Origin of the sequence: Plantactinospora sonchi (assembly GCF_036422035.1) — a bacterium.
Lineage (GTDB): Bacteria > Actinomycetota > Actinomycetes > Mycobacteriales > Micromonosporaceae > Plantactinospora > Plantactinospora sonchi.
The window spans coordinates 76,148-92,695 of the sequence record NZ_JAZGQK010000027.1; the positions used below are offsets into that span (position 1 = coordinate 76,148).

10 protein-coding genes and 1 pseudogene are annotated in these 16,548 nt (G+C 73.9%); 5 read left to right on the forward strand and 6 right to left on the reverse strand.

Annotated features, from left to right (window positions below; all coding sequences use genetic code 11):
* Positions 1-2: 2 nt before the first annotated feature.
* The 4 genes and pseudogenes from V1633_RS28215 to pta form a co-directional block, all read right to left on the reverse strand.
* Positions 3-1,052 (reverse strand): lysylphosphatidylglycerol synthase domain-containing protein, encoded by a 1,050-nt coding sequence (locus V1633_RS28215; protein WP_331217306.1) that lies wholly within the window; start codon positions 1,050-1,052, stop codon positions 3-5.
* Positions 1,049-3,430 (reverse strand): glycosyltransferase 87 family protein, encoded by a 2,382-nt coding sequence (locus V1633_RS28220; RefSeq protein WP_331217307.1) that lies wholly within the window; start codon positions 3,428-3,430, stop codon positions 1,049-1,051. The genes V1633_RS28215 and V1633_RS28220 overlap by 4 nt, the downstream gene beginning before the upstream one ends.
* Positions 3,431-3,506: 76 nt before the next feature.
* The gene (locus V1633_RS28225) at positions 3,507-4,634 is read right to left on the reverse strand and encodes an acetate/propionate family kinase (protein ID WP_331217308.1); all 1,128 of its coding nucleotides are present in this window, start codon (positions 4,632-4,634) and stop codon (positions 3,507-3,509) included.
* Between the two features lie 80 nt (positions 4,635-4,714).
* Positions 4,715-6,784: pseudogene (gene pta / locus V1633_RS28230) on the reverse strand (phosphate acetyltransferase); the annotation flags it as partial.
* 200 nt (positions 6,785-6,984) lie between these two features.
* Here pta and V1633_RS28235 point away from each other — a divergent pair.
* Complete coding sequence (locus V1633_RS28235) at positions 6,985-9,066, forward strand: HEAT repeat domain-containing protein (RefSeq protein WP_331217309.1); 2,082 nt, start codon at positions 6,985-6,987, stop codon at positions 9,064-9,066.
* A 143-nt stretch (positions 9,067-9,209) separates the two neighbouring features.
* Positions 9,210-10,109: a universal stress protein gene (locus V1633_RS28240; RefSeq protein ID WP_331217310.1), complete on the forward strand. Its 900-nt coding sequence runs from the start codon at positions 9,210-9,212 to the stop codon at positions 10,107-10,109.
* 34 nt (positions 10,110-10,143) lie between these two features.
* Here V1633_RS28240 and V1633_RS28245 read toward each other — a convergent pair whose 3' ends face one another.
* A complete protein-coding gene (locus tag V1633_RS28245; RefSeq protein WP_331217311.1) occupies positions 10,144-11,514 on the reverse strand; it encodes a glycoside hydrolase family 6 protein in 1,371 nt (456 codons plus the stop codon).
* A 76-nt stretch (positions 11,515-11,590) separates the two neighbouring features.
* Complete coding sequence (locus V1633_RS28250; RefSeq protein WP_331217312.1) at positions 11,591-13,330, reverse strand: DEAD/DEAH box helicase; 1,740 nt, start codon at positions 13,328-13,330, stop codon at positions 11,591-11,593.
* A 283-nt stretch (positions 13,331-13,613) separates the two neighbouring features.
* Between V1633_RS28250 and V1633_RS28255 the strand changes: the two genes are divergently transcribed.
* The 3 genes from V1633_RS28255 to V1633_RS28265 all read left to right on the forward strand — a co-directional run bounded on the left by V1633_RS28255 (position 13,614) and on the right by V1633_RS28265 (position 16,517).
* A complete protein-coding gene (locus V1633_RS28255) occupies positions 13,614-14,594 on the forward strand; it encodes a DNA topoisomerase IB (RefSeq protein WP_331217313.1) in 981 nt (326 codons plus the stop codon).
* 70 nt (positions 14,595-14,664) lie between these two features.
* Positions 14,665-15,531, forward strand: a complete 867-nt coding sequence (locus tag V1633_RS28260; protein ID WP_331217314.1) for an SDR family oxidoreductase — start codon at positions 14,665-14,667, stop codon at positions 15,529-15,531.
* Between the two features lie 140 nt (positions 15,532-15,671).
* Entirely contained in the window at positions 15,672-16,517 is an 846-nt protein-coding gene (locus tag V1633_RS28265) for an ArsR/SmtB family transcription factor (protein WP_331217315.1), read from the forward strand.
* Positions 16,518-16,548 lie beyond the last annotated feature (31 nt).

The window sequence follows — 16,548 nt, forward strand, 5'->3', positions numbered from 1 at the left end:
TCTCACGTGGTCGGGGCCGGTGCCCGCGGCCCGGACCGGCGCCGGTGCAGGTACTGCGCCACGGCCAGCCCGCCCGCACCGACCAGGACCTCGCTCAACGCGCAGACCAGCCGGCTCGCCAGCACCACCGGGGTGGCGACCGACGCGGGCAGTACGGTCGCCAGTCCGACCAGCAGCACCGCCTCCCGTACCCCGAGGCCGTCCGGGGCGACCACGACCAGCAGCCCGGCGACGGTGGCGGCGGCGAAGCCGGCGACACAGACCAGATAGGACCGTACGGGCGGCGCGCCCGCGGTGACCGCGAGCAGCCACAGGTGGTGCCCGCTGATCACCCAGGAGAGCGACTGGGTGGTGATGGCCCGTCGAACCCCGACCCGGGACGCGGCGACCGAGGGCGGCGGCCGGCGCAGCAGCCGGGCCAGCCCGGCGAGCGTCCGGTTGAGCAGGTCGGGCCGGGTGAAGAGGACGACCAGCGGCACCACGGCCAGCAGCAGCCAGCCGGTGGCGCCGCCGAGCAGCGCCGGGCCGGCCGCCAGCGCGACCGTCATCCCGGTCAGTGCGACCACCGCCCAACTGAGCAGGAAGACCCCGGCCAGCCGGACCGGGCCGACCTCGATCTCCCGGCCCATCCGCAGCAGCACGGGCAGGGCGACGAACCGGCCCGGCACGAACTTGGCCAGGAAACCGACGAAGAAGAGTCGGGCGGCGGTCCACCGGCCGACCGGCGCGCCGAGGTCGGCGAAGAGCGCGTACCAGGAGACGACTCCGAGCAGCAGCCCGGCCGCGTTGATCAGCAGCGCGCCGACCAGCACCACGGCGACATGCAACGGATCGAGCCGGGTGGTGAGGTCGCGGACCGGCGTCCAGTCCTGGCCCCGGACGAACAGCACCAGGCCGACCGCCAGCGCGACGACAAAAACCACCGCGACGACCTGGTTGACCAGCCGCCACCAGTCCCGCCGCCCGGGCCCGGCCGCCCCGGTCGGAGTGGGCGCCGCCACCGGGGTGGACGACTCCCGCGCCGGGGTGGGCGCCGGGGCCGACCCGGTCACCGGTGGTGTCCCGCGGAGGCCGCCCGGGCCCCGGCCCGGCGGTTCCGGGCAGTCAGCGCCCGGGCCACCCCGACGAGCAGTCCGACGAACTCGGTCAGGTGGGTGAGCCAGCGGAGCACCGTCGCGTAGAGCAGGAAGAGCGGCCCGCGACGGCGGAGCGCGAACCACAGCAGCGCCCGGTCGGCGACGAGGAAGACGGTGAACAGGCCGAGCGGCACCATCCACAGCCAGCGGCCGGCGGCGGCCAACGGCAGCGTGCCCACCGCCAGTACGCTGCCCGCCATGCCGGCCAGGACACCGAGGTCGATCCGGTGCGGCGGGCGCCGAGGGGCCTCGGCCCGGGGTACGACCGGCGGCGCCCACCGGGCCAGCACGACCGCGCCCGCGTAGGTCCGGGCCCGGCGGAACAGCTCCGACAGGTACGGCCACAGCCGGTCCACGTCGTCGTGTCGCCCGACCACCTCGGCACTGGTCCGGATCCGGTACGACGCGGGCAGGCGGGTGCCGAACTCCACGTCCTCGGCGTCCCGCAGACTCTCGTCGAAGCCACCGACGGTGTCGAAGACGACCCGGGGGAGTGCGGTCAGGGCGAACATCGTCGTCGACGTCTCGCCGGCGGCCCGCGACCGCCAGAAGTGCTCGAAGAGCGTCTTGTACGCCTCGACCGGGCCGTCCGGGAACAACGGGTGCAGGTCGTAGACGCCCTGCACGACGCCACAGTCGGGATGTTCCCGCAGCACCCGTAGCGCGTTCGCGAGCGCGTCGGGTGCCAGCGCGATGTCCGAGTCGACGAAGAACAGCACGTCGCAGGTGGCCCGGGCGGCTCCGGCGTTGCGGGCGGCGGAGACGCCCCGGTTGGTCGGGAACGGCACCAGGAGGCACGGGAACCCGGACACGATCTCCCGGGACCGGTCGGTGCTGGCGTCGTCGACCACGATCACCTCGGCCGGCGCGACGGTCTGCGCGTGGACCGCCGTCAGACACGCGGCCAGCGTCTTCTCCTTGTTGTAGTTCGGGACGATCACCGACACGCGTACGGCGGGCACCTTCGGAGCCGGTGTGGGGGCGGGCAGGGTGTCGTTTCTCGGCGCCAACGGTGTCTCCCCGGGAGGTTGGTTCGGCGGTGCCGGACGGACCGGCTCCGGCGGTGCCGGACGGAAGGGTCGCGGAGGCGACGGGGTCGAGGCCGCCCGTCGCCGACGGAGCAGCACCGGAAGGCAACCGAGCAGGGCCAGTCCGAACAGGACGTAGAGATTCGCGTAGCCGACGTCCCAGAGCCGACCCGGCGGGTCGGCTCCGACGGCCCAGCCGGTACTCGACACGAAACCGAGCCAGACCCCGCCGGCCAGCACGAAGCCCCACCGGTCACCGGCCCGCCCGGCCCACACCACGCCCAGCACCAGCACCGGCACCCACCAGACCCAGTGGTGGTGCCAGGAGACCGGGGAGACCAGCAGACCCGTGGTCGCACAGGCGAGCACACCGGGCAGTTCCTCGCCGATGCGGGCGCACCAGGCGGCCACCGCGAGGCCGGCCAGCGCGACCAGCAGCACCGGTAGCCAGCCGTACCACGGGTCGGTGGAACCGGAGAGTCGGACCAGGGCGCCGGAGAGGGACTGGTTGAGGACCGTCCGGGGATCCTCGGCGACCCGGGACGCGTCCAGCAGGGTGCCGCTCCAGAACCGTACCGAGTCCGCCGGCCGCCAGAGGAAACCGATCCCGACGGTGCCGAGGAAGCCGCCCACCGCCACGCCGGCCGCCCGGAGCCGACCGGTGGCGGCCAGGTACACCACGAAGATGAGCGGGGTCAGTTTGATCCCGGCGGCGATCCCGACCGCCAGACCGGCCCCGCGTCGGCGTGGGTCCCCGGTCAGGTCGAGCAGCACCGCCAGCATCAGGAACATGCCCACCTGACCGACCTGCAGGTGACCGGCGACCGGGAACATCGGCAGCGCGGCGATCCCGGCGAGCAGCGTCGGCACGGTACGACGCCGGGCCGGCACCCCGGCCGCCCGCAGGGTCACCCCGATCGCGGCGAGCAGGGCGAGCACCGAGGCGAGGGTCCACACCGCCACGGCGACCGTCAGGTCGACGTACCGCAGGGGCTGGAACAGCAGCGCGGCGAACGGCGGGTAGGTGAAGCCCAGCGCCACCCCGTCGACGCCCCGGAAGGTCACCTCGTAGAGGCCGCCGTCGCCGGCCGCGGCGGCGGCCGCACCCGTCCGGTAGACCGCCAGGTCACCCCAGAACCGGCCGGTGACCAGGTGCACGACCGCCGCGCCGGCGGCGACCGACAGGGCGACGGCGGCGACACAAGTACCCCCGCCCAGCCGGCCGAACCGGGGCGTCGGAACCGTGACCGTAACCGGCGGGGTCATCACCGGCCTCCCTCCCGTCGCCAGGCGGGCAAACCGTAGCAATCGACCTACCGCTATTTTCTGGACGACGGCTGGATCACCCAGCGTCGCCGACCAGCACCGTCCGGACCTGTTCGGCGATCTCCCGCTCCTCGTCGGTCGGCACCACGCAGACCGTCACCGGGGCACCCGGCGCGGAGATGACCGGCGCCGAGACACGGTTGCGTTCCGGGTCGAGGATGACCCCCAACCCGGTCAGCCCGGCCAGCGCACCGGCCCGGACGTCGGGGGAGTGTTCACCGACCCCGCCGGTGAAGGTGATCGCGTCGAGCCGGCCGAGCACCGCGAGGTAGGCGCCGACGTACTCGGTGATCCGCCGGCAGTAGACGTCGAAGGCGAGCGTGGCGGCCGGGTCGCCGGCGGCCCGCCGACGCAGCACGGCCCGCATGTCGTTGTCACCGGCCAGCCCGCGCAGCCCGCTGCGCTGGTTGAGCAGCTCGTCGATCTCGTCCACCGACAGCCCGCCGACCCGGTGCAGGTGGAACAGCACCGCCGGATCCAGGTCGCCGCTGCGGCTGCCCATCACCAGGCCGGCCAGCGGGGAGAGTCCCATCGAGGTGGCCACGCTGCGCCCACCGGAGACCGCGCAGGCGCTCGCCCCGTTCCCCAGGTGCAGGGTGATCAGGTCGAACCGCTCCGGTGGCCGGCCCAACAGCTCCGCCGTCCGCCGCGAGACGTACGCGTGCGAGGTGCCGTGGAAGCCGTACCGGCGGATCCCCAACCGGTCCGCCAGTGCGGCGTCGAGCGCGTACGTCCGGGCGGCCGGCGGCATGGTGGCGTGGAACGCCGTGTCGAAGACCGCGACCTGCGGTACGTCCGGCAGCAGCTGCCGGGCCACCGCGATCCCGGTCAGGTTGGCCGGATTGTGGAGCGGCGCCAGCGGAACCAGCCGGTGGACGGCCGCGACCACGGTGTCGTCGAGCAGCGTCGGCGCGGTGAACTCGGTGCCGCCGTGCACCACCCGGTGTCCGACCGCGGTCAGCCCGGTCAGGTCGACCCGGCCGAGCACGTCCCGCAGCGCCGCCGCGTGGTCCGGGGCCTGCCCACCGGGCTCGCCGATCCGTTCCACCAGCCCCCGGTCCACCGTCTCGGCGCCGTCGCCGACCTGCGCGAACAGCCGGTACTTCAGCGACGAGGAACCGCTGTTGAGCACGAGGATCCTCATCGTGTGACGTCCTCCCCGACCGCCGGTGCCGGCACCCCGCTGGTCGCCGGGACCACACCCCCGGCCTGGTCGGCGGGCGGGGCGGCGGCGGCCTGGACGGCGGTGATCGCGATGGTGTTCACGATGTCCTTCACGGTCGCGCCCCGGGACAGGTCGTTGACCGGCCGGCGCAACCCCTGCATGATCGGCCCGACCGCGACCGCCCCGGCCGACCGCTGCACCGCCTTGTACGTGTTGTTGCCGGTGTTCAGGTCCGGAAAGACCAGTACGGTGGCGTGCCCGGCGACCGGACTGTCCGGCAGTTTTGTCGCCGCGACCGTCGGGTCGACCGCGGCGTCGTACTGGATCGGCCCCTCGACCGGCAGGTCGGGCCGCCGGATCCGGACCAGCGCGGTCGCCTCGGCGACCTTGTCCACGTCCGCACCGGCGCCCGACGTCCCGGTGGCGTACGACAGCATCGCCACCCGGGGTTCGATGCCGAACCGGGCGGCGGTGTCGGCGCTGGAGAGCGCGATGTCGGCGAGCTGCGCCGCGTCCGGGTCCGGGTTGACCGCGCAGTCGCCGTAGGCCAGCACCCGGTCGGCGAGCAGCATGAAGAAGACGCTGGACGCCACCGACACCCCGGGCACGGTCTTGATGATCTCGAACGCCGGCCGGATCGTGGCGGCGGTGGTGTGGGTGGAGCCGGAGACCATGCCGTCGGCCAGCCCGGCGTCCACCATCAGGGTCCCGAAGTAGTTCACGTCCCGGACCAGGTCGTACGCCAGCTCCTGGGTCATCCCGCGATGCCGGCGCAGCCCGGCGTAGCGGGCGGCGAAGTCGTCGCGCCAGTCACTGCGTTCCGGGTCGACCAGTCGGGCCCGGCCGATGTCCACTCCCAGCTCGTGGGCGCGACGGGTGATCTGGGCCGGGTCGCCGAGCAGGGTCAGTTCGGCGACGTCCCGACGCAACACCGTCTCGGCCGCCCGCAGGATGCGCCGTTCCGTCCCCTCCGGCAGCACCAGGTGCCGGCGTCGCGTACGGGCCCGGTCGATCAGGTCGTTCTCGAACATCAGCGGGGTGACCCGGTGCGACCGGGTCACCTCCAGCCGGCGGGACAACTCGGCACCGTCGACGTGCGCCTCGAAGGCGCCGAGCGCGGCGTCGACCTTGCGCGGGGTGGCGACGGAGAGCCGGCCCTCGATCCGCCCGACCGCGTTGACCGTGTGGTAGCTGTCGGCGCCGGTCACCAGGACCGCCAGGCCGGTGCCGAGTCGTTCGATGACCCGTACCGCCCGGGGGTCGGGGTGTTCGCCGAGGGTGAGGACCAGCCCGGCGAGGGTCACCACCCCGGCGGCGTGTGCCGCGCTCGCCGCGACCAGCAGGTCGGCCCGGTCGCCCGGGGTGATCATCAGGCAGCCCTCGGTGAGATGGTCGAGCAGCACCGGCACGTGGGCGGCGCCGACGACCACGTCCAGCACGTCCCGGTCCAGTGCGGTCGGCCCGCCGGAGAGCACCGTCGCGTCCAGCGCGCTGGCCACCTCCGCCACCGTCGGCGCGGAGACCACCGGCACCTCCGGGATCGCGTACGCCGGCACCGGCAGCCCGGTCGGGGCCGGCGTACCGGGCGGCACCCGGTTCGCGATCACGGTCAGCACCGTGCCGCCCGCCTCCACCACGTCGTGGTACGCGGTCCGGGCCGCGGCGGCGACCAGTTCGGGCGTACCGCCCAGGCCGTCCACCACCGGCACGACCACGCTGCCGAACTCGGTGGCGAGCCGGACGTGGAAGGCGAGCAGCCGGTCCGGCCCGGTCGGTGCCCCGGCGTCACCGTCGTTGACGTCCCCGCCGACCACCACCACGGCCGCGCACCGGCGTTCCAGGTCGCGGTAGCGGGCCACGATCCGGCCGATCAGCTCCTCCTGCCGGCCCTCGGCGGCCAGCCCGGCCGCCTCGACACCGGTCACCCCGTACGAGTCGGGGTAGCCGGCGGCGACCGGATACCGGGCGGTGAGCAGGGCCAGCACCGGGTCCTCCGCGGTGGCCGGCACGATCGGCCGGAACATCCCGAGCGGGGCGACCCGCCGGGAGAGCAGCTCGGCGAGACCGAGCGCGACCGTGGCCTTCCCCGCACCGGGTCCGAGTCCGGCGACGTACACGCTGGGAGCCACGGCTCACCTGACCTCTCGGCTGAACCGGCCGCCACCGGCCGGTGGTCCCATTGTCGACCCGGCCGATCCGCTCCCGCCCGGGATGTGGGCAGGGTCGTCCGGCCCGGGCGGTGTGGGCCCGGTGGGGCGGGCGGGACGGGGCGGTCGGTCCCGTCGTGGGCTTCCGGGTTGTCGTGTGGGTGGACCTCTATATTGGCCGGATGCTCGCGGGACTCGGTGAGATCGACTGGTCGGCGTACGAGGGGGCCTACGGCCCGGCCGTCGAGGCGCCGGCTCTCCTGCGGGCGATGGCCGACCCGGATCCGGAGGCCGCCGAGACGGGCCGACATGACTTCCACTCCTCCATCTGGCATCAGGGCAGCGTCTATCCGGTGACCGTGGTGGCGGTGCCCTTCCTGGTCGAGCTGGCGACCACGCCCGGCGTGCACGAGCGGGAGCGGCTTCTCGTCACCCTCGGCATGCTCACCGATCCGGACCAGAGTCGCGGTCCCGACCTGCCGGCGGTCCAGACGGCGGTGGCCGACCACCGCGATGCCCTGGCGCCGCACCTCGCCGATCCGGACCCGGAGATCCGGGCCGGCGCCGCCTACGTGCTGGGCCGCTGCCGGCCACACAGCGCGGCGGCGCTCCGGAGCCGGTGGACCGTCGAGTCCGACCCCACGGTCCGGGCCGCACTGCTGATGGGCATCGCGTACCACGAGGGTGCCGAGTGCGTCGACCTGCTGCGTACGGCGGCCACCGGCGAGGCGGCCCCGGTCCCGGCGGCGGCCGTGCTCGCGTACGCGAAAGCCGGGCTCGCGCTGCCGCCGGAGACCGTGGTTCCCGCGGCCGCCGCCTTCGCCGCCGGGGAATGGCGGACCCCGTGGGCGGAGAGCGGCCCGCTCAACGAGGTGCTGAGGCGGCTCGACGTCGGGTCGGCCGACGCGCTCGCGGCGGCGCTGCTGGACGGCGCCGCACCCGCCGGGCGGGTGGCCCTGGCCCGCGCGCTGCTCTCCCGGTTCCGGGCGAAGCGGTCCGCGCCGGTGGCGCTGATGCCCCGACTGCGCGCGCTGCTGACCGACCCGGACGGGGAGGTGGTCACGGCGGCGGTGGACGCGGCCGGGCACGCGGGCGAGGCTGCCTCGGCGGTCGCCGACGAGTTGGCCAGGATCGCCGCCGGTGGCCTCGCGGCCGCCCCGGAACGGACGGACGACCCGTTCTTCCGGATCACGACCGGCGGCCTCGCGGTGTACCCGGAACCGGCGGCCACCGCACTCACCGTCCTGGTCCGGCTCGGTGGAAGCCACTGGCGGCAGCCCCTGCTCGCCGCGTGGGAGGCCGGCTACTGGACCGCCGCCGACCCGCTGCTCGACGACCACGTGCCGGAGTTCGATCCGGCCGCCCTGAACGGGGTGCGCCGGCGGATCACCGCACTGCTCGACGCGGGCGTGACCGGCAATCCGATCAGTGAGGCGGTGATGTCGCTGGTGGGCTGGGGCCCGAACGCCGCCCCGGCGATTCCCGAACTCGTCGCCGTGCTGCCGACCGCCCCGGCCCCCGCCTCGCTGGCGCTGGCCGCGATCGGACCGGCCGCCCGCGACGCCGTCCCGGCCCTGCGCCGGACCGGCGACAGCCGCGCCGGGTACGCCGTCTGGCGGCTCACCGGCGATCCCGGACCGCTGGTACGGGCCGTGGCCGAGATGTTGAGGCGGACACCGCCGTACAGCCTGGAACATGAGCTGAACCTCGTCGCGGAGACCGGCCCGGCGACGGCGCCCCTGGTGCCGCGGTTGCGCCCGGCGTTGACCGGGCCGGCCGACCGGACCGTTCCGGCTCGCTGGGCGTGCGTGGCTGCCGCCCGGGTGGTGTGGCGGGCCACCGGGGACCCGGCGGCGGTACTGCCGACCGTCGAGGCCGCGCTCCGCGCCGGAGCCACCTCGGCCCGGCAGGCCGCCCGGTTGGCCGCCGACCTGGCACCCGCCGCCGACCGGTTGCGGCCGCTGCTGCACGAGACGCTGGACAACAGGTGGGCCCGGGTCGAGGCGGCCCGCGCGCTGTGGCGGCACGGCGTGGACCCGGCCGGCCTGGTCGGTCCGCTGCTGGCCGCCGTCGCCGACCCCGACAGCGGCCCGGCCGCGGTGGCGCTGCTGGTGGAGATGGGTGCGACCACGGCCGTGCCCGGACTCGGCGAGCTGGCCGAACGCGACGAACGGGTGGTTCGTTCCGGCACCTGGAACGAGACCGTCTGGGCGGACGAGAAGCTGCGTCGGCAGCTTCGCGCGGCGGTGGCCGCACTGAGCTGACCAGCTGCGCGTCCGCGCCGGGCGGCTGCCGGCCGCGGTCTCCGGGCGGGACAGTTCCTCGGGTACGTGACCTCCGACGCGGTAGGACCGTTTGACCCAGGAACCCCGCGCTCGTCGCCACCCACCGACCGAAAGGGCCGATCATGACCAGCCAGCCGACCGTCGGGGTGCTCGCCGGGGTCGACGGTTCGCCGGAGAGCCTGCGGGCCGTGGACTGGGCCGCCGAGGAGGCCCGGCTGCGCGGCCGGCCGCTGCGGATCCTGCACGCCTTCCTCTGGCCGATGCTGCACGTCCCGTTGGGCCCCGCCCCGATGGCCCCACCCGACGCCGGACTGCGCCAGGAGGCGGAGCGGATCCTGGCCGGCGCCGCCGACCGGGCCCGACGCGTCGCGCCCGGCCTCACCGTCACCGTCGACCTGCCGGAACGTACGCCGGCCGCGGCGTTGATCGAGGCGTCCCACGGTGCCGACCTCGTGGTGGTCGGCAGTCGCGGACTCGGTGGCTTCTCCGGTCTGCTGCTCGGCTCGGTCGGGGTCCAGGTCGCCGCGCACGCCGCCAGCCCGGTCGTGGTCGTCCGGGGCGAGGCTCACGAGTCGACCGCCGCCAGTGTGGTGCCCGGGGAGGTGCTGGTCGGTGTCGACGGCTCCGACCTGTCGGCTCTCGCGGTCGGCTTCGCCTTCGACTACGCCCACCGGCACGGCCTCGGGGTCGCGACGGTGCACGTCACCCGCCCGGGACGGCCGGGCGGCGCGAACGGGCGGGCATCGTCAGGGCCGGCTGCCGACGGTCCGGCCGGGGCCGAGGCCCGGTTGCTCACCGAGGCGCTCGCCGGGTGGGGGGAGAAGTACCCGAACGTTCCGGTACGCAGCACGACCATGCCGGGCCGCCCGGCCGAGGTACTGGTCGAGCAGGCGGCCGGGGTGGAACTCGTGGTGGTCGGGGCCCGGGGCCGGGGCGGTTTCACCGGGCTGCTGCTGGGCTCGGTCAGTCAGGCACTGCTGCACCACTCGCCGGCCCCGGTCGCCGTGCTTCGGATGTCCTGAACCTCCGCCGACCGTGGCCGGAGGGACGGCTGGGCTACGGCAGCGGTGGCCAGGCGTTCGCCAGCAGTTGCCGGAAGTGCGCCGGGAACCACTGCCCGTACGGGGGAGCGTTGCCGAGCGCCCCGGTCCGGACGTACGGGGCGGCCGGCGGCCGGTACCACGGGTCGCACATCGGCTCGTACGGCCGGTTGGCGCCGAGCACGTCGCTGGCCCCGTCGGACTCGCCGGGCGGCTTCGCCCAGACGTACGCGTCGATGCCGGCGGCCGGAGCAGCGACGGGACGGGCGCCGATCCCGGCGCCGGTCTGGTTGCACCAGTTGCCGTCCCAGCCCCGCCGGTCGATCCGGCTGGCGTCGACGTACTCCTCGGCGGTGGTCAGTGGACCAGGGCCGATGGGTCGGTCGGGCCCGCCCCAGCCGTTGCGGGAGGTGTCGACCAGGAACCCGACGTCGGTGGAGAACCCGGCACCGACCAGGTACGGGCGCAACTGTCGCGCGTACGGCAGTTCGTCGACGAAGACCTTGCCGTCGACCCACCGGGTGCCGGTCACCGGTTCGCCGTTGACCACGTCGTGGACCTGGAAGAACGGCTCGGTCAGCGGCGCGTGGTCGGCGGTGTTGACGATGAAGCCGTGCACGTTTCCGAGGGTGCCGCCCCCGGCTAGGGCGGCGGCGGAGTAGAGCTGGGCGATCGGGGTGAGGTCGGCCGGTCGGCCGAGCCGCCCGTGCTGCCCGAGGTCGAGGTACGGGTACACGTTGCCGATCGCGCCGAGCCGGGCCAGGGCGTACCCGATTCCGTTCAGGTAGCTGCCGGCGGCCCGGACCTGGTCGCAGCCGGCGGTCGCGGTGGGCCGGGGCGAGGTGTGGGTGATCAGGTTGGGCAGCGAGTTCGGTTCGACGACGACCACGATCCGCAGTCCGGCGTGGTCCGGGTCGGCGAGGATCTCGGCGATCGGGTCGATGAATTCGGTGCGGTACCGGCCGAGTCCGGTCGCGGTCAGCTCGCCCTGGCTGACCCGTCGGTCGCAGTCCCGGCCCGGCAGGTTGTAGAGGACCAGTTGGACGAGGTCGGCGCCCTGCCCGAGCGCCGCCCCGAGGTGGGCCCGCAGCCCCATCGCCCCGCCGGCGCCGTCGATCGCGCCGATCCGGTCCAGCCAGACCGCGGTGGGCTGGTCGGCGACCGCGGCGCCGAGCGGCTCGGTGCGGGCGCGGGCGGACCACTCCGGGTTCACGTACGCCGTGGCCCCCAGGTAGGGGTTGTCCACCCGCACCGTCGTCGGGGCGGCGGCGCGGGCGGGCCCGGTGACCGTCGTGGTGACGAGGGCCAGGGCGACCAGGGCGGTCAGTGGGCGGCGTCGCGTCCGGACCGGTCGCGGCGGCCGGGGTCGGGGAAACGGCGAAGCCATCGGGCCACCTCCGCGAATATCAACGACGGTCGATGTTTCATGCTACCCCGCCGCGCCCCCGTGTCCCGGCCCGATGTCACTGGTCCCGGCCGTCCTCCCGGTCCCGGCGTACCGTCGCCCGGCGGCCCTTGATGGTGCTCTGCCGTAGCTTCGCGATCACCTCGGCCGCGGCGGCGTTCGGCACCTCCACCAGCGAGAACCGGTCCGCGATCTCGATCGCCCCGATCTCGCGGCCACTGACCCGGGTCTCGCCGGTGATCGCACCGACCAGATCCTGCGGCCGGATGCCGGCCCGCCGTCCCACCCCGATGAAGAGACAGGTCATGCCGCCGGGGCGGGGGCGGCCGCCACGTCGGTCGTCGCGCCCGCCGTCCCGCCCGCCGCCGTCCCGGCGGGGCCGGCCGTCCCGCTCGACACGGAACCCGATCTGCGGGATGTCCTCCTCGTCGACGCTGCCGCCGGTGGTCTCGTGGGCCAGCTTCACCGCCGCGAGCGCCACCTCCATCACGTCGAACTCGTCGGTGAGCGTCTCCACGATCACCCGGTACGGGTCGAGGTTGTCCTCCAGCAGGCTCTCGTGCAGGGCGGCCCGGGTCATCTCCAACCGTCGGGTCCGCAGGTCGGCCACGGTGGGCACCTTGTCGATCGAGATCCGCTGCCCGGTGGTCCGTTCGATCGTCTTCAGCATCCGGTGTTCCCGGGGTTCGGCCAGGGTGATCGCCACCCCCTGCCGGCCGGCCCGGCCGACCCGGCCGATCCGGTGCACGTACGACTCCGGCGCCGACGGCACGTCGTAGTTGACCACGTGGGTGAGCTGCTCGATGTCCAGCCCCCGGGCGGCCACGTCCGTCGCCACCAGCAGGTCCGCCGTACCGGCCCGCAGGCGCCCCATCACCCGGTCACGCTGCTCCTGCGTCATGCCGCCGTGCAGTGCCTCGGCCCGGTACCCCCGGCCGTTCATCGTCTCGGTGAGCCGGTCGACCTCCTCCCGGCTGCGGCAGAAGACGATCGCGGCGGTCGGCGACTCGACGTCGAGGACCCGGCCCAGCGCCGCCGCCTTGTGGGCGCGGGCGACGACGTACGCGATCTGCCGGACCAGCGGGCCGGCGCCGGACGGGGTCGGCTGCCGGGCGATCTCGATCCGGACCGGCTCCCGCAGGTGCTGCCGGGCCAGCCCGTCGATCCGGCTGGGCATCGTGGCGGAGAAGAGCACCGTCTGCCGTTGCTCCGGCACGTGCTGCAGGATCGCCTCGATGTCCTCGGCGAATCCCATGTCGAGCATCTCGTCCGCCTCGTCCAGCACCACGGTGCCGAGTTGGCCGAGCCTCAGCGTGCCCCGGGCGATGTGGTCCAGCGCCCGACCCGGGGTCGCCACCACCACGTCGACCCCGCCGTCGAGCACCCGCAGCTGCCGGGCGATCGGCTGTCCGCCGTAGATCGGCAGCACCCGGATCCCCAGGTCGCGGCCGTACCGGTGGATCGCCTCCGACACCTGCACGGCCAGTTCCCGGGTCGGCACCAGGATCAGCGCCAGTGGATCCCCGGAGCGGTCCGCCGGCATCCGCTGCAGCAGCGGCAGCGCGAACGCGGCCGTCTTGCCCGTTCCGGTGGCCGCCTGGCCGAGCAGGTCACGTCCGGCGAGCAGCGGCGGGATCGCCTCCCGCTGGATCGCCGTCGGCTCCTCGTAGCCCAGCGCGGTCAGCGCCTCCAGCAGTTCGGTCCGTAGGCCGAGGTCGGCGAAGGTGCCGGGGCCGTCGTCGGGGTCGTTCGGGGTCGGATCGACTGGTGGAGCGGCCGGTGCGTTGTCGGAACTCATGCCCTCAGCTTTTCACCACGCCCGACCGGGGTATGCGGCGACCGGCGATCCGGGATGATCAACCGGCCTCGCGCGGTGTGGCGGAGGGCTGGTCGGGATGCCGGGCAGCGCGCGCGACCGTGGTGGAGATCCGGCGGGGGCGGTGGTCTCCCCGCTGTGGTGGGAATTCGGGCGGGGCGGTCGTCTCCCAGGTGTGGTGGGAATTCGGGCGGTGCGGTCGTCTCCCAGGTGTAGTGGGAATTCGGGCGGGGTATCGGCGGAGCCGTGCGACAGCGGAGTGACGATGCGGCTGCGGCGGGCTGACCCGGGCGCGCCGGGCCACCGGCGGCGGGGGCACGGCCGGGGATTCACCTTCCTGGACCGGCACGGGCGACGGATCGCCGATCCGGCCGAGCTGAGCCGGCTACGGGAGCTGGCGATTCCGCCGGCCTGGCGGGATGTCTGGATCTGTCCGGACCCGCGCGGCCACATCCAGGCGACCGGGGTCGACGAGGCGGGGCGGCGGCAGTACCTCTACCACCCGGTCTGGCGGGCCAGACGGGACCGGGAGAAGTTCGCGCACGTGCTGGAGGTCGCGGAGCACCTCGGCGACCTCCGCAAGCACGTGCAGAGCGACCTGCGGGGCCGGGGACTGACCCGACCCCGGGTGCTGGCCACCATCGTCCGACTGCTCGACCTGGGCATGTTCCGGATCGGCGGCGACCGGTACGCCAGCGGCGAGGCGCCGAGCTTCGGGGTGGCGACGCTGCGGCCCGACCACGTCCGTGGTGGCGGCGGCTGTGTCGTACTCGAGTTCCCGGCGAAGGGCGGCATCGAGCAGCGTCGCCGGATCACCGACCCGGAGGTCTGCCAGGTGCTGCGCGACCTGCGCCGCCGGCACCGGGGACGGGAACGACTGTTCGCCTACTGGCAGGGGCGCCGGTGGCACGACGTACGGGCCGAGGAGGTGAACGAGTATCTGCGGGAGGCCGGTGGCTGCGAGATGACGGCCAAGGACTTCCGTACCTGGCACGCCACCGTGCTGGCCGCGACCCGTCTCGCCGCCACCGGTCCGGAGCCCTCCGCCACCCGACGGCGACGGGCGACGGCGGCGGTGATGCGGGAGGTGGCGGACCTGCTCGGCAACACCCCGGCGGTGGCCCGGGCCTCGTACGTCGACCCGCGCCTGCTCGACCTCTACCACGCCGGGCGGCTGGCCCCGCTCGCCGACGTGCCGCCCGGGCCCGCCGCCGAGCGCGCCGTACTCGACCTGCTCTGCGACTGACCCTGCCCCGGGAGGTCCCCGGCGGGTGCACCGGCGTTTGGCGGCCGGAAACCACGGGTATCGGCCTGAAATGAACTCTTTCGACGATATGCCCCAACCGCCAGCACAGGAGCAGCCGTACCCCGGGGAGTCGGACGAGATGGCGCCGAGCCCCCGCGACCGGATGGCCGACTACACCGGCCGGGACCTGCTGCAGGGGCGCCGTGCGCTGGTGACCGGCGGTGACTCCGGGATCGGCCGGGCGGTGGCGGTCGCCTTCGCCAAGGAGGGCGCCGACGTCGCGATCGCCTACCTGGAGGAACACGACGATGCCCGGGAGACCGCGAAGCTGGTCGAGGCGACCGGGCGCCGCTGCGTGCTGCTTCCCGGCAACCTGGCCGAGCCGGACCACTGCCGGGAGGTCGTGGCGCAGACGGTGGCGCAACTGGGCGGCCTGGACCTGCTGGTGAACAACGTCGCCTACCAGCAGAACGCGAACTCGCTGACCGAGATCTCCGAGGAGCAGTGGCTGCACACCTTCGCGGTGAACATCCACTCCTACTACCGGGTGACCAGGGCGGCGCTCGAACACCTGCCGGAGAATTCGGCGATCATCAACACCGCCTCGATCAACGGGCTCAAGGGCAACGACCATCTGATCGACTACTCGGCCACCAAGGGCGCGATCATCGCGTTCACGTACTCGATGGCCCAGTCACTGATCAAGAAGCGGATCCGGGTCAACTGCGTCGCGCCCGGCCCGGTCTGGACCCCGCTGATCCCGGCCACCTTCCCCGCCGACAAGGTGCAGGACTTCGGCCAGCAGGTGCCGATGGGGCGGGCGGCCCAACCCGACGAGATCGCCCCGTCGTACGTCTTCTTCGCCAGCGACCAGCTCTCGTCGTACTACACGGGTGAGGTGCTGGCGCCGATCGGCGGGGTGACCCTGCCCGGCTGAGTCGGGTCCTGTCCCGCCGAGCCGGTCGGGCCGGCGCCTCGGTTGATCCGGTTGACATGCAACCAATCGGCTGCCTATTGTTCAGGCAACCGATTGGTTGCATGTTTGGTTCAGGACCGGGACGGGCAGGTGGACAGGCGGTGCGCGCCGGGAACGACAACATGGACGAGGTCTTCCGGGCGCTCGCCGACGCCACCCGGCGACAACTGCTCGACACCCTCAACGCCCGCAACGGGCAGAGTCTGCGTGAACTCTGCGCCGGGATGGCGTCCACCCGGCAGTCCGTGAGCAAGCACCTGGCGGTGCTGGAAGCGGCCAACCTGGTCACCACGCTGTGGCGCGGCCGGGAGAAGCTGCACTACCTCAACGCGGAGCCGATCAACGCCATCACCGACCGCTGGATCCAGCGGTACGAACGCGGGCGGGTGACGGCCCTCGCCGACCTCAAACGAGCATTGGAGCAGGCGCCCATGGCCACCCGTGAATTCGTCTACACCACCTTCATCCGCACCACCCCGGAACGCCTCTGGCAGGCGCTGACCGACCCCGCCTTCACCAGCCGCTACTGGGGGGTCACCTTCGGATCCGACTGGCAGGTCGGCTCGGAGGTGGCCTGGATGCTGCCGAACGACGTACGGATCGCCGACCCGGCCCAGGTGGTGCTCGAGGCCGAGCCCTACCGGCTGCTCTCCTACACCTGGCACAGTTTCACGCCCGAGTTCGCCAAGGCGTACGACATGGATCCGGCCGAGGTCGCCAAACTGGCCGAGGAACCGCGTACGAAGGTGCGGTTCGAGATCGAGCCACGGGGTGAGGTGGTCAGGCTGACCGTCGTACACGATGGTTTCGCCCCCGACAGTGCCCTGCTCGACAGCGTCGGCGGCGGTTGGTCCGAGCTGCTCTCCAGCCTGAAGACGTTGCTGGAGACCGGCGACCCGCTGCCGGGCCCGGAGCCCGAGCCGCAGCCGGCCGGCCGGGCCGGCTGAGTCGCCGACCCCGGCGGCGGTGCGTCCACGC